Consider the following 20,644-nt stretch of genomic DNA (forward strand, 5'->3'; position numbering starts at 1 on the left):
GTTACTGCCTGATTCGTTCCATGATTTCGCCGAAGTCTTCGAGACTTTCCTTGACCCCTTCTACACCGCCAGCGAGGCTCTTGACTGCTTTATCGAGCTCGGCATCCAGACTACCCAGCGTTTGTCTCAAGGTCCGATCCATACCATCACCGAACTCTTTAAAGCCGTTACCCAACACACCACTGATGTTTTCCAGGTATTCATAAACTTCACGGTTAAGCGCCTGCATTCGCTCGCTTTGAACCTTCAGGTCCTGGAGATACTGGCTGCGGCCGCTGGCCTCCCCTTGTGCGCTTGCGACAACCCCTTCGATGACCGCGAGAGTTTTCGCCAGCGCTTCACGATTGTTTCGATAGTCCGCAACCACGGTGTTCAACTCACGTGATGCCTGTGCAAGCTCAGTACCTGCGCCCTGGACTGTGCCCATCAGCCCCGCAGTCGACTCACTGGCACGCGCAACGCTTTGTCCGGCCGTTTCAAACCGCTCAGCCGCCGCCCGCATCTTGTCTGCGCCTAGCTGCATGCTCTGCAAATGCTGCTCTGTTTGGGCACTCAATGCCTTAACGGTGTCCTGTGCAGATTTCTGTTGCTCTGACACTGTTTGCAGCAACGCCTTGACCTGTTCGTCAAGACCGCCCACCAAGTCACGGGTGCCTTGATGCAGGTCAGCCTGTGCAGCGCGGGTGGTTTGATCCATCTGCTGCTGGCCGTGCTCCAATTGCTTGAAGACTGCCGAGAGTTGCTCACCCAGCACCTCAACGGAGCCCGCAATTTTCGCCATGGTTTCCTGTTGACCTTGGCCGATGTTCTGCTTGATCGACTCAACAAAAGCCTGGAGATTCTCAGCCATTGCCTGTTGGCGAGCCTCGCTTTGAGCAAACAACTTCTCCAACTGCTCGGCCATTCGAGCACCTGCCCCCTCCCCTTCGTTGCCGATACGGGCAACCGAAGCCTGGAGATTGGCGAGCATCTCGTTCATCCCCGCTTGCATGGCGTTCTGTCCGGCCTGCATATCGGAGAGTAACTGAGCGATCATAGTCGAGCTGTTTTGGGTCGAGGACTCGCTAGCCGAACGCATATCTTGGATCAGCGTCGAAAAGCCCTGCTGCATCGACTGCATGGCGGCAACGGACTGGCCCATCAGTTCGTGTAGGCCATTGAACTGTTGGCCGAACGTACCTTCCAGCTTGTTCATGAAGGCAACTAGAACATCCTGAAGAAGGTTCTGTACTTGCCCTGACTGATCGCCACTGGCGGCCTGAACCGCACCCGCGATAGCTTCAAGGGGGGATTTGAGACTGTTCTCAATCGCACTGCTTACCTGATCGGCCAACAACTGCCCAGAGTCACGGTAAGTCGTTGACAAGGTATCCGCTAATTTGAGGCTTTCGCGGACTTGGGTATCAACGAGGTTTTGCAGCATTTCCCGCAGATCCGTTACCAGGCTGTCTTTGAGCTGACGGGTCTGTACGGAGCTTTCAGCACTTGAGCGTACAAGCTCAGCTAGGTATTCCTCTCCAACACCGCTATCGAACAGCCCGTCAATGGTTTCGTTGAACGTTTCAAGGAGTTTATAGCATTGGCCCAGACGCCACTTCTCAGTAATCGTAACGACTATAGAAGCCATAATTGAGATAAAGGAGCCGATGAACGCAAACAATACGTCCTTGAGCAGCTTATCTACGCTGGCATTTACCTGCTCCGGAGTGCTTGGATCAAAATGTTGCAGGCCTAGCATCAAACCAAAGAAGGTTCCGACGATACCAATGCCGGTCAAAATGCCAGGTAAGTGTTTATAAAATTCGGTCCCTAGCGGTGTATCGACTACGCTTTGAGGTGAGAAAAAATGCGCCGCCCCGGCGGTAGAGCGTGATCGGACAAGTACCGGCTCACCGTCCTGCAGCTCAAACTGATCATGCAGCGTTTCGGCGTACTCGTGCCAGGAGTGCTCCAAAGTGCTTCCATTGAACAGTTGCTCCAATTCAGAGCGCCGTTGAGGTGCGGCGAGAGCTTTCACGCCCTGCACGCGTTTAGTCAGACTTTTCAGCTGATTGCTAAGCTTGAAGGATCTACAAAAATAGCGGACAAAATACCAAGCGCATAAAATGAAAACAAAACCGACCACAATTTTTGGTGCAATCAATTGCTCGGAGCTCGCCGCATCCCAAAGATGCAGCAGCGTCGAAAAATCCATACTTTCCGCCTTCAATTAAGCAATTTTGATGTTCGGGGACTTCGTCACGCCCACAGTAATGCGTCAATCGTCAAACCCGATGGCAGAGAGAAACCACACCGGACTCAACAATATTTTCGGGGCACAACGATCTCGGAATGGAAAGATGGCTGCTTCACTTCGGCCAATCAGAGACCATCCATGGACAAAAAAGGGAAAATCATGTCCTTATGCCAGCACCTTAGCCTGTGACTTGGCTACCGTAAAGCCAGAGATGATCGATTGGTCGCTAACCCTCAAGACTCGCTGCATTTGTTCGAGGTGACTTTAAGCTTTTGTGGTGGGATGAGCAGCTCCAAACTGACCTTTCTATATCCCCTCGGCCAGCGCCGCCTTCAACTTAGGTGTCTTGGCCGCAAATTGTTGCTGCTGCTCTTCCAAAGGGCATAAGCCCACACGCGAAGGTAAGGCATCATCTATATCTCAATCTGAGCGCCCTCGTTGTCAGCCGCCTTGGTGGCCAGTTTAAGCGGGAGGTTCTGGGGAACACTGCATCCGATGCCAGCAAATCAAACACAGCGCTGGAAGCGACGCTGATTACCAGGCGATTTTCTAACTCGTAGGGCATTGGAACCTCTCTTGATGCCTCTAAACGCAACTATTGATGGGCATCGAACATGCCGATCGATTTCAGGGCGGATTGAGAAGCACACATCGCGCGCCGCCTGCATGCACAGTCAGGCATATCAATCTTCAAATCAATCTGCCGGTTGCTCTATCAGGGGTGGATCACTTTGAACCTTGCTGATTGACGCTGAGTCCTCCATCACCTGATCGCCGGATGTCGGCCTCAGGCTATTCTCCTGAGAGAAGATGGCATAATATGCCAACCATCAAAAGCACCTGTTTACATGATACTGGAGCTAGTTATGGCGACGCGAAACGTTGTGCTCACCCCTCACCAGGATCAGGTTATCCATGATCTGGTGCAGTCCGGTCGTTATCAGAATGCCAGCGAAGTGATGCGAGAGGGTTTGCGTTTATTGGAGCAGCGCATCGCCGAAGACACCGCCAAAATTGAGGCACTGCGTCAGGCGACCTCGATCGGCATCATGGATCTTGAGCACGGGCGCTTTACTCAGGTGAACGAAGGGGATCTGGAGCACTACCTCGAGGGCTTGAGCCTGGAGGCAACTCTCCCCGCACGCGAGAAACACTGAGCATGCCGCAGTATCGGATTACCAACGCGGCGCGCGCCGACATTGTTGACATCCTCAGGCTCTCCCAGACGCAGTTCGGCGATCAAGCACGCCAGCGCTACCAGGCCCTTATCCTCGCGGCGCTGCAAGCGCTTGCCGACACGCCTCATCGCATTGGCAGCAACGACCGCGTTGAGCTTGCACCGGGCCTTCGCAGCTATCACCTCATCTATTCACGCCAGCAGGCCAAACAAACCCATGGAACGGTCAAAAGCCCACGCCATATAGTGTTCTATCGTGTGGCAAACGACGACGTGATCGAGGTCGTCAGACTCCTTCATGACGCCATGGAAGTGCAGTTGCACTTGCCTAACGACTGATCAGCGACCTGGCCCAACGGCGTAACTGGCCAGGAATAGCGAAGTCCGTCGCAGATCGCCATTCGCGATCACTCGCACACTCGGTACGAATGGGGGCAAAAGTGGAGGCAAACAAAAGTGTTATCGACCTAAAAACGTTGTCCTAGAGCCCAGTCAAAATGTTTTTTGGCGGCCCCGATAGTCTGTAACAGAACTCCACTTAACTCCAAAAAACCTTTAATTAGCTATGCGCGCGCAACGACTGGTACAGCGACGGGAGGCAGTTCAGCAATGGGCGAACTACCTGGACCCGTTGCGGCAAAACGCGGCGCGAGCAATGGCAGGTTGAGATACTGTGAAAATAATCATGCAGAGAGTCATCACCAAGCGTTTTTTTACCGGGCTGTTCGCCCTGCTGATGCTGTGTGTCTCCTTGCCGGCCCTCGTGCAGGCAGCGCCCGCCCCGGTCAGCGACGTGCGCGCCCTGCCCTCGCTGGACGAAAGTGCGAGCGTTGCGGACCTCAACGATCAACTCGACCTGATCCGCCAGAAAGTTACCGTCAGCGCCAACGATGACTTGCTTTCCAGCCTGCGCCAGGCGGCCTTGCAGGTGCAAAAACAGGCCGACGCCCTGAGCGTCAGGCAAGCCATCGATCTTGAGCACCTGGAAGACCAGCTCAACGTGCTCGGCCTGGTGCAGGCGGATGAAACCGCGAGTTTCACTCAGCAACGCACCGCGCTGACCAAACAGAAAAACGCATTGGCCAATGAGCAGCGCCAGGCCAGCACCCTGAGTCAGTCCGCCCGTGACCTGGCGACCCAGATCTTCAACCTTCGCCGCAGCCTGTTTGACTCACAGATCAGCACCCGGTCGGCCAGCCCGATCAGTGTGGTGTTCTGGTCCAACATCATTCGCCCGACGGATGACGACCTCTCACGTTTACGTGGACTGTACGCCGATGTCAGCAGCGTTGTGACGACCGCTGTGGCGCCAGGCAACCGATTGTTTTTCGCGGTCATGGTGTTGAGTGCATTGCTGGTCTGGGTCGCGGGCCGACGCGTGCTTGAGCGCTTCCTGCTGGTGCGACTGATGGTGCGCTGGATGCCGGAGGGCCGCCTGCGCCGCAGTGCGCTGGCACTGGCGTTCGGGTTGTCGACCGTACTGACCATCAGCGTGGCCACCTCGCTGCTGCGCTGGGGCGTGATCAGCGACAGCACGCCCAGCGCAGACGTACTCAACCTGCTCGATCAGTTGCAGACCCTGGTGGTGTTCTGCGCTTTTATCGTCGGCCTCGGCCGTGCCCTGCTGATGCTGCCCCGCCCTTCCTGGCGCTTGCCGCCGATACCCGATCAGATCGCGACGGCCATGGGGCCCTTCCCCGTATTACTGGCGCTGGCACTGCTGCTTATCGGCACCCAGGAACGCATCAACAGCGTAATCGCCAGTAGCCTGGCATTGACGGTGGCGGTGAACGGCCTGACGGCGCTGGCCGTCGCGCTGGTGTTCTTCTTTGCCCTGCTGCGCTACCGGCGCACGCGCCGCCAGTACCAGCTGGAGCGCATGAACGGTATCGCTGGGCTAGTGCCCTTTGTGGTGGCCGTGTGGGTCGGAATCAGTCTGCTGGCGCTGTTGAGCGGCTACCTGACCCTCGCCTATTTCCTCACCGTCAAGCTGCTCTGGATGAGCGTCGTCGCCGCGACGGCTTACCTGCTGATTGCCTGCTTTGGCGATGTCTGTGAAACCCTGCTTTCGCCCAAACAACCGGGCGGCCTGGCACTGGGTTCGGCCCTTGGCTTGTCCGAGCGCCACCAGGCACAGGCGAGCACGATACTGGCGGGCGTTGGCCGCACGCTGCTGCTGTTCACCGCAGTACTGCTGGCATTCCTGCCGTCCGGCTCCAGCCCGGGCGAGTTGCTGGCCGGCTTGACGCAACTCGACCTCACCAACAAACCCCTGGGCAACCTGAACATCGTTCCGGGCGACATTCTCCTCGCCCTGATTATGCTGGTGGTGGGGGTATTCGGCGTTCGCGTGCTTAAAGAGTGGCTGGGCGAACGGCTGCTGCCGGAAACCAACATGGATGCCGGCATGCGCGCTTCGCTGGTGACTCTGGTGGGCTACATCGGCTTTGTACTGGTGGTTGTGGTGGTGATGTCGACGCTGCACATCAGCCTGACCAACTTGACCTGGGTAGTCAGCGCCCTGTCGGTGGGGATTGGTTTCGGCCTGCAAGCGATTGTGCAGAACTTCATCTCCGGCCTGATTTTGCTCACCGAACGCCCGGTCAAAGTCGGCGACTGGGTGAGCCTGGCGGGTGTCGAGGGCGATATCCGCCGGATCAATGTGCGCGCCACCGAGATCCAGATGTCCGATCGCTCGACGGTGATCGTGCCCAATTCGCAGTTCATCACCCAGAACGTACGCAACGTGACCATGGGCAACGCACTGGGCGTGGTCGGCATTACGCTCACCCTGCCGCTGGAAACCGACGTGCTGCAAATCCGCGAGCTGTTGCTGCAGGCCTTTACCGAACACGAAGCCATATTGGACGCGCCGGCGCCTTCGGTGACGTTCAAGGACCTGACCACCACAGGGGTGATCATCAGCGTCAGCGGTTACGTCAACAGCCCGCGCTCTGTAGGCGGAGCCCGCAGCGACTTGCTGTTCACCGTCCTCGGTCGGCTGCGTGAGCTGGGCATTGCGCTGTCTTCGCCGCAGAGCATGGTGCTGATCAATGAAGAGGTGGAAAAGGTACGCGCTGCGAATCAGGAAAAACCAGACTGACGCGCCCCCAGGCAAAAAGACGCCTGCATCGCTGCAGGCGTCTTTTTATGCGTTACGCAAGGCCCCGTCAGAAATCAACGGTACCCGAGACCAGCAAGGTACGCGGTGCGCCCAAACCACCGGAAAGGCCGCTGCCATCACCGCCGTTCCATGAACCCAGCCAGTACGCCTTGTTGGTGACGTTCTGCACGGTGGCGCGCAGGGTCACCGGCTTGGTCTCGACCTTGAACGCATAACGCGCGCCCACATCGTAGGTGGTGTAAGCGTCCAGCGAGACCCGATGGTCGTTGGTCGCGTATTGCTTACCGGTGTGGTTGACGTTACCGGTCAAGGTCAGCCCAGGCACGTCAAGAAGGTCGTATTCGGTGCCCAGCTTGGCGATCACCTTAGGTACGCCGGTGACTTGCTCGCCCTTGACGCCGCCGGCGACCACCTTGGTCATTTCAGCCTGGGTATAGGTCGCGCCCCCCATCAGGCGCAGGCGCGGTTGCAGTTCACCGAAGAACGACCACTCCACACCACGGTTACGTTGTTCGCCGTAGACGCCGAAGATGTTGGTGGCCGGATTGGTGTAGGCACTCGGTTTCTCGATCTGGAACAGGCTGACGGTGTGGGCGAACGTGCCCAGGTCGACCTTGGCCCCCACCTCGTATTGCTTGGTCTGGTAAGGCTGCATGACCGCACCGGCATTCGCTGCCGTATCAGGTGCCGTAGCGCCCTGGCTCAGGCCTTCGATGTAGTTGCCATAGAGCGACACCTTGTCCGTCACTTTGACCAACAGCGCAGTGGCCGGCGAGACGCGGCTTTCGTCGTAGCTGACTTTCGACGCCCGGTCACCGAAGTTCTCGGTGGTGTTTTCCACGCGCTGGCGGCGGGCGCCCACGGTCCATTGCACGCGGTCATCGGCGAAGGACAGGGTATCGGCGAGCGCATAGCTGCCCAGGGTCGCGCGGGTTTGCGAGGTGGTCACGCCATAGCCCGGGAAGGTCGGTGTGTTGCCAAAGTCCAGGTTGTCGAAATGGGTGGTACCGGGGATGCCGGCCCTGGCGTCCTTGAAGCTGTTGTCGGAGGTGAAACGGGTGGTGGCGAGGGTCCAGGCGTGGCCCACTGGCCCGGTCTGGAATTTGCCCTTCAGGCCGACTTCACCGGATTGCTGGGTGCCGCTGCGGATCGAGCGAATCGCCGATGAACTGATGTCACCCGCATTGTTGATCAGGGTGCTGGAGTTGATCAGCGCGTTGTAACCCCCATCGCGCTGCCCCCATGCCGCGTAGGCCGTGACGGAATCCGACAGGTCATATTCGCCGCGTGCCAGGGTGGTAGTGGTGTTGTTGATCGTATAGGCCCACTCCGGCGCCAGTGCATAATCGCCCTTCTTCGGGCTTGGCAGGTGGGTCACGTTGGTGCCGATTGTGCTGATACCGAAGTAGTTGAGGCCGTCGATACGTTCGCGTTGCTTGTAGAAGTCGAGCGAGATGCGCGCGCGCTCGCCGCGCCAATCCAGGCCCAGGGACGACAGCGCCATTTTGTGCTGCTGGTTATCCACGGGCGTGTCGCCGTCACGGTAGACACCGTTGAAACGGATACCGAACTGTTTCTTGTCGCCGAAACGTTGCCCCAGGTCCGCATGCACGCCGCCCAAGCCACGGGATTCGTACGTGGTAGTCAAGCGTGCAAGAGGCTCATCGCCCGCGCGCTTGGGCACCAGGTTGATGCTGCCACCGACGCTGCCGCTGGGTGGCATGCCGTTGAGCAACGCCGATGGCCCCTTGAGCACCTCGATACGCTCGGCCAGTTCAGTGGAACCGCGCATGTTCGGCGCCATGCCGACCAGGCCGTTGTAGGTGATGTCATCGGCGTTACTGTAGAAGCCGCGAATGAAGAAGGTTTCAAAGTTGCTGCGCTTGGTCGGCACGTACACCGAAGGGTCGGTGGCGCCGATCAACGAACCGATGTCCTGAGCCTGGCGGTTCTGAATGTACTCATCGGTGTAGCTGATGATGTTGAACGGCGTCTCCATGAAGTCCTTGTTGCCCAGCAGTCCGACACGGCTGCCGGAGGCGACCTGCCCCCCCGCATACACCGGCGGCAAGTCGTCGGCGGTGTCCATGCGGCCTTCCACCAGCGTTTCGGTCAGCTCCAGGGTTTGTTGTTTGGACGGCTCGGCAGGCGGCGCAGCGGCCGCCCCCATGGAGGTGGTGCCCAACCCCAGCAATAGCGCCATGTGTACGGCAGTGAATGTGCGATTGAAGGTAAAGCGTTGCGCAGCCTGCAGTAAATCAGGGGTGGCGTGGCGACAGCGTTCCGACATGCTGGATTCCTTTCAATTCGGAGGGTTAGTAGGTATTCACTAGATTCTCCGAACCAGAAGGCAAAACCCTCAATAGCAATCATTAGCATTTGTAAATCTTTCTAAAAAAGGCGGATACCTGAATAACATCCGCCCTTTTTGCCGCAGCGATCAGCCCTTGTAGCCCTGGACCACCTCGTCAGCCATGCGATTGAGGCACGTCACGCTGGCGGTACACAGGTACCAGGTCTGAGCATCGACGAAGATCACATGCCCATTGCTCCAGGCCTTGGTCTTGCGCAGCAGCGGATTATCCAGGCTATTCAAGTCCAGCGCCGGCCGGCGTTCCATCACCGCCGTGCGGTCGATCACATAGAGGATGTCGGGGTCGGCCTGCTGGATGAATTCATTGGAAATCGGCTGGCCATGCAAACCGGCCTCGATGTCACTGCTGGCCGGTTTCACGCCCAGGGTGTCGAACACGAAGCCGTAGCGCGACTTCACGCCATAGGAGGTGAACGCGCCGTTGTTATGCAGCACGATCAGCGCTTTCTCCGGGCGCCCTTCGGTGACGCGGCGAGTCTGCTCGACCTTGGCGTCCATTTGCGCAACCTTTTGGCGAGCCAATTCTTCCTTGCCGAAGATGCGCCCCAGGCTGGTCAAATGGTTTTTCGCCGTGGTGATGAGATTGCCGTGCTGGTTGGTCAGGTCCACGTCGTCATAGACCGTCGGCGCGATCTGGCTCAGCTCCGCGTAGCTTTGTGCCTGGAGCGGCGAGATCAGGATCAGGTCAGGCTTGAGGGCATGCAGGCGTTCGAGGTTGGGCTGGATCGTGGTGCCGACGTCCATGATGTTTGGGTCGTCGCGGTACTTGACCAGGAAACTGGCGACGTAGTCCTTGGCAATGCCCACCACCGGCGCGCCCAACTGGTCGAGGGTGTCGAGTTCACTCATGTCAAAGGCCACCACCCGCTCGGGCAGCTTGGTAATCAGCGTCGTGCCCAACGGGTGCTCGATCTTGATCGGTTGGTAATGCGCCTGGGCAGTCGCAGCCGGCGTGGCTTGTGCCGCCGGCTTATCACAGCCTTGCAGCCCCGCCGCTATCGCGATTGCCAGCAGTGCTCCACAGCATCTTGTTGCGTTACCGGTACTCATATCAGCTCCCTTGACGGTGTTGGATTGAAGTAGTTGCAAACGAACCCTTGCTCGCTGTGCAGGATCTGGAAATCCAGGTCGAACAGCTCCCGCAGGCGCGCCTCGGTGACGACTTCCGTGACCGGGCCACGGCAATGCACCGAGCCGTTTTTCATGGCCACGATGTGGTCGGAATAGTTGGCGGCGAAGTTGATGTCGTGCACCACCAGAATCACCGTGCGACCCTGCTCGTCACACAAGCGCCGCAGGGCGCGCATGATCTGCACGGCGTGTTTCATGTCGAGGTTGTTGAGCGGCTCGTCCAGCAGCAGGTAATCGGTTTGCTGGGCGATGGTCATCGCCAGAAACGCCATCTGCCGCTGCCCGCCGCTGAGTTCGTCGATGTAAGCCAGGCGCAGCCGCTGCAACGACAGGAACTCGATAGCTTCATCGATAGCCTGGCGGTCCTGAGCGGTGAGCGCGCCACGGCTGTAGGGGAAACGTCCGAAGGCCACCAGTTCCTCGACGGTCAGGCGCAGGTTGAAATCCGGCGATTGGCGCAAGGTGGCCACGCGCTTGGCGTAGTCACGAATCGGCACCTCCAGAAGGTTGCGGCCGCCAATCAACAGTTCGCCGCGCGTTGGCGCCAGCAGGCGTGCGATCAGCATCAGCAGCGTGGTTTTGCCGGCGCCGTTGGGACCGATCAGCGAGGTGACCTGCCCCAGGGGAAACTGCACGCTGACGTCACTCAGGACGTGCTTGTTGCCATAGGCCTTGTAGACGTGACTGAGGGAAATCATGGGGCGCCTCGGGTTCGGACCATCAGCGCGAGAAAATACACGCCACACACCAGGTTGATGAGAATGCTGACGGAGGTGTTGTAGTTGAACAGTTGCTCGACCAGGTACTGGGCGACGATGAAAATGCCGATGGCAATGGCGCAGCTCATAGGCAGCGTGACCCGATGCCGCGCGGTTCGCGCCAGCGCATAGGTGATGTTCGCGACGAACACGCCCATGAACGCGGTCGGCCCGACGAGGCTGGTGGACACCGCCACCAGAATCGCGATCAGCGCCAGTTGCAGGCGCACACTGCGCTGATAGTCGACCCCCAGGGAGATCGCCTGGTCACGCCCCAGGGACAGGACGTCGAGCGTCGGCAGGCTGCGTTGGGCGATCAGGCATACCGCCGCCACCAACAGGCCCGAGTAGATCACTTGCGCCGGTTGCGCCTTGTTGAAAGAGGCATAGTTGAAGCCCTGGAAAATCGAGAACTCGCCGGGGCTGATTTTCAGCTGGATAAATTGGGTAAATGTCGCCATCACCATGCTCAGCACCAGCCCCAGCAGAAGCAGCAGGTAGACGTTGTTGCGCCCGTCGCGAAACAGCCAGCGATGGATCAGCCACGAGTAGCCGAGCATCAACAGCACCGACAGCAACACATTGCCGTTACGCCCCAGCAGCACCAGGCTCTGGGTGCCCAGCCACAGGATCAGCAGGGCCTGGAACAACAGGTAGATAGCTTCATAGCCCATGATCGCCGGGGTAAGGATCCGGTTGCCGGCGATGGTCTGGAAAATCACCGAGGAATAGGCAATGCACACCCCGGTAATGCCCATCGCCGCCAGGCGAGTGAGCCGCTTGGGAATGACGTACGCGAAGTCAAACCCCGAGCCCAGCAACAAGAATGCAAGCGCCAGGGCCAGGACCACCAGCCAGACGCCGAAGCGGGTTGCCATGCCGTTCATGTGTACTTCCTGATCAGCAACACAAGGAACAGCACCCCGCCCACGCTGCCCGCCGTCAGGCCGATGGGCACTTCGAAGGGATAGATCAGCAGGCGGCCGAGGATGTCGCAGGCCAATAGCAACGACGCGCCGTACACCGCGACGATGGGCAAGGTTCGCTCCAGGTTTTCGCCGTAATGCAGCGCCACCAGGTTGGGAATTACCAGCCCCACAAAGGGAATGGCGCCCACGGAGATCACCGTGGCGGAGACGGTGACCGCCACCAGTATCAACCCCAGCGCGGCGTTGGCCGCGTAGTTCAAGCCGAGGCTGCTGGCCACGCCCTCGCCCATGCCCATCACAGTAAAGCGATGGGCGAAGAGGTAGGTGAGCACCACGATCGGCAGGATCAGGTAGATGATTTCGTAGTTGCCCTGGACGATCTTCGAGAAGTCGCCGAGCATCCAGCCCTGCATGCCCTGCAGCATGTTGTGCCGGTAGGCATAGAACTCGGCGATGGCGCTCAACACGCTGCCGTACATCAGGCCGATGACGGGCACCATCACGGTGTTCTTGAACTTGATACGGCGGATGATCGCGACATACAGCAGGCTCGCCCCGAAGCAGAACGCCAGGGCAAACAGCATCCTGCCGGCCGCACCCGCGGCAGGCGCCACTGTCAGCGAAATCAGAATGCCCAGCTTCGCTGCATCGAGGCCACCCGAGGTGGCGGGCTCGACGAAGCGATTGCGCACGATTTGTTGCAGGATCACGCCGCAGATGGACAGCCCTACGCCGGTCAGGATCAACGCCGCCAGACGCGGCAAGCGGCTGGCCGTGAGGGTCAGCCAGGCATCATCGGAGAAGGTCAGCAGCGCGGTCCACGAGACCTGCTTGACGCCCACCATCAGCGACAGGCAACACAGCGCGGCAAACAGTAGCAATAAAGCTGCACGACTCAAGAACCGCCCTCACTGCCCGATGCTCCGGCAATCCGCCAGCCTTTCGCGGCCCGACGCTGCGCGAGGAAATGCGCGTAGAGCCCAGGCTCGGTACTCAGTGCCGAGTGGGCACCGCGCTCGCTGATGCGGCCTTGGTCGAGCACTACGATCTGGTCGGCCATGGCTACCGTGGACAGTTGGTGGGCTATCACGATCAGCGTGCGGGTGCCACGCAGACGTGCCAACGCATCGGCAATGGCGGCCTGGTTCTCGGCATCGAGCGCTGCGGTGGCTTCGTCGACCAACAGAATCGGCGCGTCCTTGATCAGCGCACGGGCGATGGAAATTCGCTGGCGCTCTCCGCCGGACAGCCGCGCGCCGCCCTCGCCCACCGGTGTCTCCAGGCCCTGTGGCAAGCGTTCGATGATCTCGATGACACCAGCCTGCCGTGCCGCCTCCATTATCTGGGCATCGCTGGCATCGGGTTTGCCGATGCGGATGTTGTCGGCAATGCTGCCCTGGAACAGGTAGGCGTCCTGGAAAATCTGACTGATCTGGCCGGCCAGTTGCTCACTGGACATCTGCCGCACATCCACACCGCCCAGAATCACGCTGCCCTGCGTCACGTCGAAGAATCGCGCAATCAGCCGCACTAGCGTGGTCTTGCCTGAACCTGAGGCACCCACCAGCGCGGTCATGCTGCCCGGCTCGATACGCAGGCTGATATCGCGCAGAACCTCAGACTGATCCTCGGCGTAACGAAAGCTCACGTTGCGCAGTTCGACCGAGCCACCCACGGGCGCTTGCGGCGCCGCTGGCTGGGGCAGTGGCTGGACCGCAAAGATCCCGCGCACCGCCTCCAATTGGCCACGCGCGCCACGCAGCACCTCGCTGTAACCGGCGACTTCGAGCAGCGGATCTATGAAGCGGCTGACCAGCAGCAACGACACGATCACGGCAATCACCGAACCCGCTTGCAGGTTGGCGCCCACCTGCTCGCCCAGCGACAGCGTGGCGGCGACCAGCAACGCGGCGAAACCGGCCTGCACCGCCCAGGCATTGAACACCACTGACATCGCCGAGACATGAATCAGACGCTTGGCCGACTGCTGCTGGCGTGCGATGGCTTGTTCCAGAAACTGGGTGCCGCCGTCCTCGCCGTTGAAAGCGCGCAGTACCGATTGCGCCTGGGCAAACTCGACCATACGCTGGCTGGTGAGGGCCGCATTGTGCTGGAAGCTTTGATCGGCACGCTGACCCAGGTGAGCGGTGAACGCGAAGACACCGAACAGGATCGGCAGCGTCACCAGCGCGATCAGCCCCATCTGCACATTCAATGTAAACAGCGCGACGAGGATCACCACCGGCGTGACCACACCGGTGATCAGCGGGGTGAACACGTGGGCGGGCAACTGGGCCATTTCCATCATGCCCTGGGACGCCACATGACTCAGCCGCGCAGTGTTTTGTGCACTGAACCAGCCGACCGGCAGGCGCGCCACATGGTCGCCGAGCCGATGACGGCCACCTTGCAGGACGGCGATGCCGACACGGATACCGGCCTTCTCCACCGTGCGCCGCAGTGCCCAGCACAGCGCCACGCCGATCATCAGCACCACCAGCCATTGCGCCGCCGAACGCAGCTCGCTGCCCAGCAGGTGGGTGAGTACCGGCACCAGGGTGACTATCGTCAGCCCGCAAAGCAGGCCATAGGCCAGTGTCATCCAGAGGTAGCGGCGCAGTACCGGGGCCTCTTCGCCCAGCAGTTGAATAAAGGTTTTCAGCATGACGATACCGCCTGTTCACTGCCCTGTTCAGAGCCTTGTTCATAGCCGCCCAGCGCCCACAGTCGGGCGTAGCGGCCGTTGCGCGCGAGCAGTTCGTGATGACGGCCCTGTTCGCAGATCGTGCCGTTGTCGATCAGGATGATCTGATCGGCATGCATCACCGTATCGAGACGGTGAGCGATCACCATCAAGGTGCGGCCCTGGGCGAATCGCGACAGGGCTTGCTGCAGCTTCACCTCGTTTTCGGCATCGGCTGCCGCCGTGGCTTCGTCGAGCACCAGCACGGGCGGGTCGAGCAACACGGCGCGGGCAATGCTCACGCGCTGCAACTCGCCACCGGAGAGCTGCACGTCCTCGCCAATCACCGAGTCGTAGCCCCGTGGCAATGCGAGGATGCGTTCGTGAATGTTGGCGGTGCGCGCGGCGTCTTCGATTTCCTGCTGGCTGGCCGAAGGGCGGCCCAGGGCGATGTTGTCGCGCAGGCTGGCATGGATAAGGCGCACTTCCTGCAACACAAAGCCGATGCGTCGATACAACTGCGCGCTCTCGATCTGCCGCAGGTCGACGCCACCCAGGGTGATACGCCCCTCGCTCGGATCGAAGAAACGCAACAGCAGGCGCGCCAGGGTCGACTTGCCGGAGCCGGACGCGCCGACAATCGCCGTGACCGTGCCGGGCTTGAGCGTGAAGCTGACATCGCTGAGTACCGGGTGCTCTGCGTCGTAGCGGTAGCCGACGTGTTCGACGCGTATTTCAGCCTGCACAGGTAGCGTTGCTGCCTCGCCCGCCAGGGTTTCCAGCACCGGGGTCTGCAGTAACTTGTGCACGCGCTGGGCGGCGCCGGTGGCGTTGTTCAAGTCGTGGGTGATGTAGCTCAGCAGCAACAGCGGCGCACAAATGCCCGGCGCCACCAAGGCGAAGGGCAACACCTCCACTGGCGAGATCCAGCCCAGGCTCACGAACAGCGTGCCAAAGGCCAACACCACGCCGAGCACCGCCACCGGGGCGATCATCGCGTGAGCGTTGGCCATTGCGCTGACCAGCGGCCGAGTGAAGTCGGTGAACGCGTCGGCAAACGCATCCACCGCTTCACGGTAACTGCCGTGGGCCTTGCCCTCGACGCCAAAGGCCTTGACCACAGGAATGCCGTTGACGAACTCGACCACCGCATTGTTGATACGCGCCATGCCGGCGCCAAACGACTGCATGTTCGCCCCGCTGGCTTTGGTGGCCCTGGAGAAAAACAGGAAAAACAGCGGGAACGGCAGCAGCGAGACGATCGCCATGCGCCAGTCCATGGCAAACAGGTAAATCATCGAGATAAGAATCGCGCCGAGGGTGCGGCCCAGGGTGGTGTAGAAGTGTGCCGTCAGGCTGTGCAGCGTACCGATGTCATCCTGCATCGCCTGCTTGACCTCGCCCGATGCCCGGCTGGTAAACCAGCCCAGTGGTACCTTGGCCAACCGATGGGTAATCGCCAGGCGCAAACGCCCGGTGATGTGATTGTCGGCCAGGTGCGCGACCATTTCGCCCATCGAGATCAGCGTCAGCCCCAGGAACAGACACCCCAGGCTGATGATCACCACGCGCCAGACGGGCCCCTGCATCTGCGCCCACGCCGTGGCCATTTCTGCCTGGCCCATCGCGAACTGGGCGATGTACGCGATGCCGGCCAGGGGCACCATCGTCAGCATCGTGCCGATGGCGGCCAGCAGGCCCGCAACGATCAGTCGTCCGCGTATGGGCTTGAGGACCTGGGACACCGAGCCGGTGCCTGCGGATGGTTGGTTAACACTCATGAGCTCTCCTGAATAACCACTGCAGGCAACCTGAGGGCATGCCTGACTTCCTTTACGCTCGAAGGCTTTGCGCACTGCGTACCTTGTCTTCCGGACAGCAACGCAAAATCCTCAATCGAAACGTTCATTTATCGGTGAGGGGTCAGGGCCCGGAGACAAACGGGGAGCAGGCCCGCAGCCCACTGGCGATATACTTTTCGACGGAAGACACCGACACCTTCAACTCGGTGGCAATGTCGCGATGGCCCATGCCATGCAGCTTGCACAGCAGCAGTGCCTGGCGGGTCTTGACGGGTTTGCGGTGCAGCGCGCGATCGATCTGGGTCAGGGTTTCGGTGACCAGGGCGCGCACTTCTTCAGACGGCGCCAACGGCTCGGCCTGCAGCTTGAGCCCTTCGAGGTGGCACGTTTCAAGGCGACGGCGGCGATAGAGGTCGATCACCATGCCCTTGGCGATTTGGGTCAAGTGGCAGCGCGAGTCTTCGATCGAGGGCAAGCAGCCTTTCTTGATGAGGTTGAGATAGACGTCGTGGGCGAGGTCCGCAGCATCGACCGGGTTGCCCAGCTTGCGGCGCAACAGCCTGCACAGCCAACTGTGATGGTCGATATACAGCCTTTCAAATTGCTGCTTAAACGCGAACGCTCCGTTGTCCACTTCACCTCTCCTGAGACGCTGATATTCGCGATCAGATTTTGACTAATGCGAATAGGTATGATTATTATTTGAATCATACGGCGTTCATAGAGCCCCTGCAATGCAACGTGCCTGCCCCTCTTTTTGTGCCCGGAATCCCGGGCGTTACCCCAGACTCCGGATGGGTCTGTCGGCACTCGGTGCCATCTCTACTTCTGACTGTTCAGTTTGATAAGGCGGGAAATTTCCATGATGGAACCCAATCCAGATACGTTTTCGAAACTATCTGCCACACGTTACGAAGAGCATATCTGGCTCTTGCAGCAGCAATATCCCGAACGCATTCTCAAACACTTCAGCGCCTGGCAACTCGACGCGGATGTCGATATTCCAAAGCTTGAGCTGGCGATCAAGACTGTTATCGAACCCTTGCCTGATCTGAACGCGCGCTATCAGTTCAACGACGACGGTGAAATTGAAAAATTTCACGCCATTGATTGGCAATCCTGCGTTGAGCTCATTGGCTCACACTCCGAGACCGACGCCACCGAGCAATTGCTCGCGCAGCAGGCGGCGCCCTGGGATGCGCAAACTCAGCCACCGCTCAAGGTGCTGATTATTCAAACCGGACAACACGTGATCCTGGCGTTCGTGGTGCACCAGATCCTCGACCAGACTTGCCAGGTCATCGATCTGTACCGCGGGGTGCTGAACGCCTATGTCGGGCACTCGGCCAGCGACACACCGTGGTTGCAGCACCAAGCGGATGGCACTATCAGTGCGCCTACCGTCAGCGCCCCGCCGACGACGGCCAACCATGATGTCGAGGCCATTATCCTTGGAGAATTCCGTGGCGCACTGGCCGAGCCCGACATGCAACTGACGGACGACTTTTTTGATTTCGGCGGCCATTCCCTGCTGGCGACCCGCATCATCGGCAAGCTGTTGAGCAACCACGGCATTGAAGTCCAGTTCAATGACTTCTTCAGTGCTCCGACTGCAGCGGCCCTGGCATCACGGGCCAACGTCATCACGCAGAACGATGGGGCAACGGCTGCCCGGAACGTGCCGCAAGACGTACAAAAAGCACCGTTCGCCCTGGCCCAGGCGTCTCTCGGCCGAGCCTATGTGGCCTATGAGTTCGGGACGATTTTCAACCTGCCGTTTGCCCTGGACTTTCTCGATGGTGTGGACGAGGCGCTGTTCGAGCAGGCCTTCAGCGACCTGCTCAAGCGCCATGCGAGCCTGCGCACCACCTTCCACTTTGAGGGCGATGAGGCTTACCAGCAGATCGTGCCTATCGCACAACTGTCGGACTACAAGTGGTTCTGGTCCAGCCATGAAAGCCTGCGGGCGACGCTGGAAAGCGAGGCCACTTATCAATTCGACCTGTCCCGCGAACTGCCCCTGAGGGTTCGCTTCATTTACGACGTACAACGCCAGCGCCAGACCCTGTCACTGCTGGTCCATCACATGGCCATTGATGAGTGGTCGCTCAACGTCATGATGGAAGAGCTGGCACAAGCCTACCTCGCCCGCGCCGCCGACAAGGCACCCACCTGGGCAACACCCGCACGCTCATTCCATGAGTTTGCGTTGCGCGAGCAGGCCACCGGCATCAATCAACACCATCTCGACTATTGGACGAGTATGTTGCGCCATGCCACCCGTGGCTTGACGCTGCCCTCCCCTGGCTCCCAGGCGAGCGCGCCCATTACGGTATCATCGAAAGCCCAGTGGTTTGAGATCAAGCCGGACCAGACGCTCACCGATAACCTCTATACCTTCGCCAGGCAGAACAATTCGTCTTTGTTCGGTGTGGTCTATACCGCCATTGCGTTGTCCCTGCACAAGCTGGCTGACTTGAAAGACCTGGTGATCGGCACCTCGGCCTCCGGCCGTACCGACCCCGGTTTCTACGAGACGGTGGGCTACTTCACCACGATGGTCGCACATCGGGTGCAGTTCGATCCCCGGCAAGCCATTGGCGCCCTGGTTGAAAACGTCACCCACTTGATCAACGACTCCATGGCCTATGCCGACGTGCCACTGGAACTGATTCAACATGCCCTGGGCATGACGCCCGCCGATGGCTTGCTGTTTGACGTGTACATCCAGATCCACGCCAACAATGCCTTGAACGGGGCCCTGCAAACCCCCGACGCCAGGACGATCCGCTACCGCCAGATTGACCCGGACAAGAGCCAGTCGATGTTCGGGATTCAGTTCGAGATCATGGAAAACATGATTGATGGCAAACGCGCGTTGCGCCTGGTGATTACCTACCTGTCAGACCGCTACAGCGCCGAACAGATGGCACGTCTGAGCGCGACGATTGATCAGGTGTTCACGCTGTTCACCACGCCCGATGCCGCCGGCGTCGTGATCGATCACATCCGCGTATAACCCTCCAGCCGGGTCTTGTTAACAAGACCCGGTATTTCAACGTCTACCCTTCATGCATCCCGTAGCGCTGGAATGACGAGCGCTTGGGCAAGCGGTAGTGCGGCTGGCCCAGCAACTGGTTGGCAATCGTCGCATTGCGAATGGCGGAAATTCCCAGGTCCGGTGAACCCACGCCATGCTGGAAGATTTCCGCGTTCTGCACAAAAATGCGGCCCGCGCCTGCATCGCAACGACGCGCCGTAAAATCCTCCTCGACGATGCAGTCACCGTACTCATCGGTCTCCAGCACACTGCCTTTCAGCCGCTCAAACCACTGCGGCCAGACATGCCCGTACCCCGTGGCCGCCACAATCGCATCGGCTTCGAAGGTGCTGACCTGGTCCAGTTCGCGGTGCCGGTAGGCAATGCGCAGCGTGCCGTCGATATCCTCCACGGTCTCCACCTCGCAATTGGAAAGCAGCGTCAGGCCCGGGTCACTGCCTCCAATCGAACGCTCGTAGATCAGGTCGTAGATGTCGGCGATGGTCGAGAAACTGATGCCCTTGTACAGCAAGCCCTGCCCCGCCACGATGTCTCGGCGGCGCTCGCGGGAAATGCTGTGGAAGTACTCCATGTAGGACGGCGTAAAGCACTCCTGCCCAAGCTTTGAATACTCCATGGGATGAAAGCCCGGCGAGCGGGTAACCCAGCGAATCGAAGCGCCCGCCGCGATGCGTTCCGGGGTCAGTTCGTTGAACAGCGCCAGCACGCACTCCGCCGCACTTTGGCCGGACCCGATCACCGTGACCCGCTGACACTGCGCCAGTTGCGCCTGCCGTTTACCGAACTCCGCCGAATGCATCACCGGCGCTGTGCTCTTCACCTGCGCCCACTTCGGCAACAACGGCACGGTGCCTATGCCAATGGCCAAGTCGCGGCTGTAGTAATGACGTTTGAAGCCCGACACCGACTGGCTCTCAATGAGGAACCGGTCCACGCTGGCGTCATAACTCACCTCACAGATGTCTTCACCGAAGTGGCAGTCGGGCAGTTGTTGCGACGCCCAGCGGCAGTAATGGTCATATTCGCGGCGAGGCACCTGGAAATTTTCGTAGTAATAAAACGGGTAGAGGCGATCCTGCTGATGCAGGTAGTTCAAATAACTCAGTGGGTGTGTGGGGTCGGCCATCGTCACAAGGTCCGCCAGAAACGGAACCTGCAGCGTGGTACCGGGCAACAGAAGCCCTTCGTGCCAGCGAAACTCTGCTTTGCGGTCGAGGAAAATACTTGTCACGCCAGGATGCCTGGACAGTAACGCGGCCAACCCCAGATTGAAGGGCCCGATGCCGACTCCGGCAATATCAACATGTGGTGTATCCATCATCCCATCCATCTCCATAGGTACTGGTTGGCAGTGGCACGGCTTTCGGAC

General features: G+C 59.7%; 14 protein-coding genes. 4 read left to right on the forward strand and 10 right to left on the reverse strand.

What is annotated here, in order from left to right; translation table 11 throughout:
- Position 1: 1 nt before the first annotated feature.
- Positions 2–2,194, reverse strand: coding sequence for a type I Zorya anti-phage system protein ZorA1 (gene zorA1, locus FRT59_RS19050; protein WP_153872017.1), 2,193 nt, complete (start codon positions 2,192–2,194; stop codon positions 2–4).
- Between the two features lie 908 nt (positions 2,195–3,102).
- Between zorA1 and FRT59_RS19055 the strand changes: the two genes are divergently transcribed.
- From FRT59_RS19055 to FRT59_RS19065, 3 genes are all read left to right on the forward strand, one after another.
- On the forward strand, positions 3,103–3,393 hold the full coding sequence (locus FRT59_RS19055; protein WP_153872018.1) for a type II toxin-antitoxin system ParD family antitoxin: 291 nt from the start codon (positions 3,103–3,105) through the stop codon (positions 3,391–3,393).
- 2 nt (positions 3,394–3,395) lie between these two features.
- Positions 3,396–3,752 (forward strand): type II toxin-antitoxin system RelE/ParE family toxin, encoded by a 357-nt coding sequence (locus tag FRT59_RS19060; RefSeq protein WP_153872019.1) that lies wholly within the window; start codon positions 3,396–3,398, stop codon positions 3,750–3,752.
- 346 nt (positions 3,753–4,098) lie between these two features.
- Entirely contained in the window at positions 4,099–6,516 is a 2,418-nt protein-coding gene (locus FRT59_RS19065; RefSeq protein ID WP_153872020.1) for a DUF3772 domain-containing protein, read from the forward strand.
- A gap of 67 nt (positions 6,517–6,583) precedes the next feature.
- Here the strand turns inward: FRT59_RS19065 and FRT59_RS19070 are convergent, their stop codons facing one another.
- The 8 genes from FRT59_RS19070 to FRT59_RS19105 form a co-directional block, all read right to left on the reverse strand.
- Positions 6,584–8,827 carry a TonB-dependent receptor gene (locus FRT59_RS19070; protein WP_153872021.1) on the reverse strand — a complete coding sequence of 748 codons (2,244 nt, stop codon included), beginning with the start codon at positions 8,825–8,827 and terminating at the stop codon, positions 6,584–6,586.
- A 150-nt stretch (positions 8,828–8,977) separates the two neighbouring features.
- Complete coding sequence (locus FRT59_RS19075) at positions 8,978–9,961, reverse strand: siderophore ABC transporter substrate-binding protein (protein ID WP_153872022.1); 984 nt, start codon at positions 9,959–9,961, stop codon at positions 8,978–8,980.
- Positions 9,958–10,740, reverse strand: coding sequence for an iron ABC transporter ATP-binding protein (locus FRT59_RS19080; RefSeq protein ID WP_153872023.1), 783 nt, complete (start codon positions 10,738–10,740; stop codon positions 9,958–9,960). Before FRT59_RS19080 ends, FRT59_RS19075 begins: the two co-directional genes overlap by 4 nt.
- Positions 10,737–11,687 carry an iron chelate uptake ABC transporter family permease subunit gene (locus FRT59_RS19085; RefSeq protein ID WP_153839839.1) on the reverse strand — a complete coding sequence of 317 codons (951 nt, stop codon included), beginning with the start codon at positions 11,685–11,687 and terminating at the stop codon, positions 10,737–10,739. Before FRT59_RS19085 ends, FRT59_RS19080 begins: the two co-directional genes overlap by 4 nt.
- A complete protein-coding gene (locus tag FRT59_RS19090; protein WP_153872024.1) occupies positions 11,684–12,628 on the reverse strand; it encodes an ABC transporter permease in 945 nt (314 codons plus the stop codon). Before FRT59_RS19090 ends, FRT59_RS19085 begins: the two co-directional genes overlap by 4 nt.
- Positions 12,625–14,394 (reverse strand): ABC transporter ATP-binding protein, encoded by a 1,770-nt coding sequence (locus FRT59_RS19095; RefSeq protein ID WP_153872025.1) that lies wholly within the window; start codon positions 14,392–14,394, stop codon positions 12,625–12,627. Before FRT59_RS19095 ends, FRT59_RS19090 begins: the two co-directional genes overlap by 4 nt.
- Positions 14,388–16,193, reverse strand: a complete 1,806-nt coding sequence (locus FRT59_RS19100) for an ABC transporter ATP-binding protein (protein WP_153872026.1) — start codon at positions 16,191–16,193, stop codon at positions 14,388–14,390. The genes FRT59_RS19095 and FRT59_RS19100 overlap by 7 nt, the downstream gene beginning before the upstream one ends.
- Before the next feature lie 142 nt (positions 16,194–16,335).
- Positions 16,336–16,848 (reverse strand): sigma-70 family RNA polymerase sigma factor, encoded by a 513-nt coding sequence (locus FRT59_RS19105; protein ID WP_198809731.1) that lies wholly within the window; start codon positions 16,846–16,848, stop codon positions 16,336–16,338.
- 228 nt (positions 16,849–17,076) lie between these two features.
- Between FRT59_RS19105 and FRT59_RS19110 the strand changes: the two genes are divergently transcribed.
- Positions 17,077–19,233 carry a condensation domain-containing protein gene (locus FRT59_RS19110; RefSeq protein WP_153872027.1) on the forward strand — a complete coding sequence of 719 codons (2,157 nt, stop codon included), beginning with the start codon at positions 17,077–17,079 and terminating at the stop codon, positions 19,231–19,233.
- 43 nt (positions 19,234–19,276) lie between these two features.
- On the opposite strand, the gene basC is transcribed toward FRT59_RS19110, so the two are convergent.
- Entirely contained in the window at positions 19,277–20,593 is a 1,317-nt protein-coding gene (gene basC, locus FRT59_RS19115; protein WP_269835869.1) for a putative histamine N-monooxygenase, read from the reverse strand.
- Positions 20,594–20,644 lie beyond the last annotated feature (51 nt).

It is taken from the genome of Pseudomonas haemolytica (genome assembly GCF_009659625.1).
Lineage (GTDB): Bacteria > Pseudomonadota > Gammaproteobacteria > Pseudomonadales > Pseudomonadaceae > Aquipseudomonas > Aquipseudomonas haemolytica.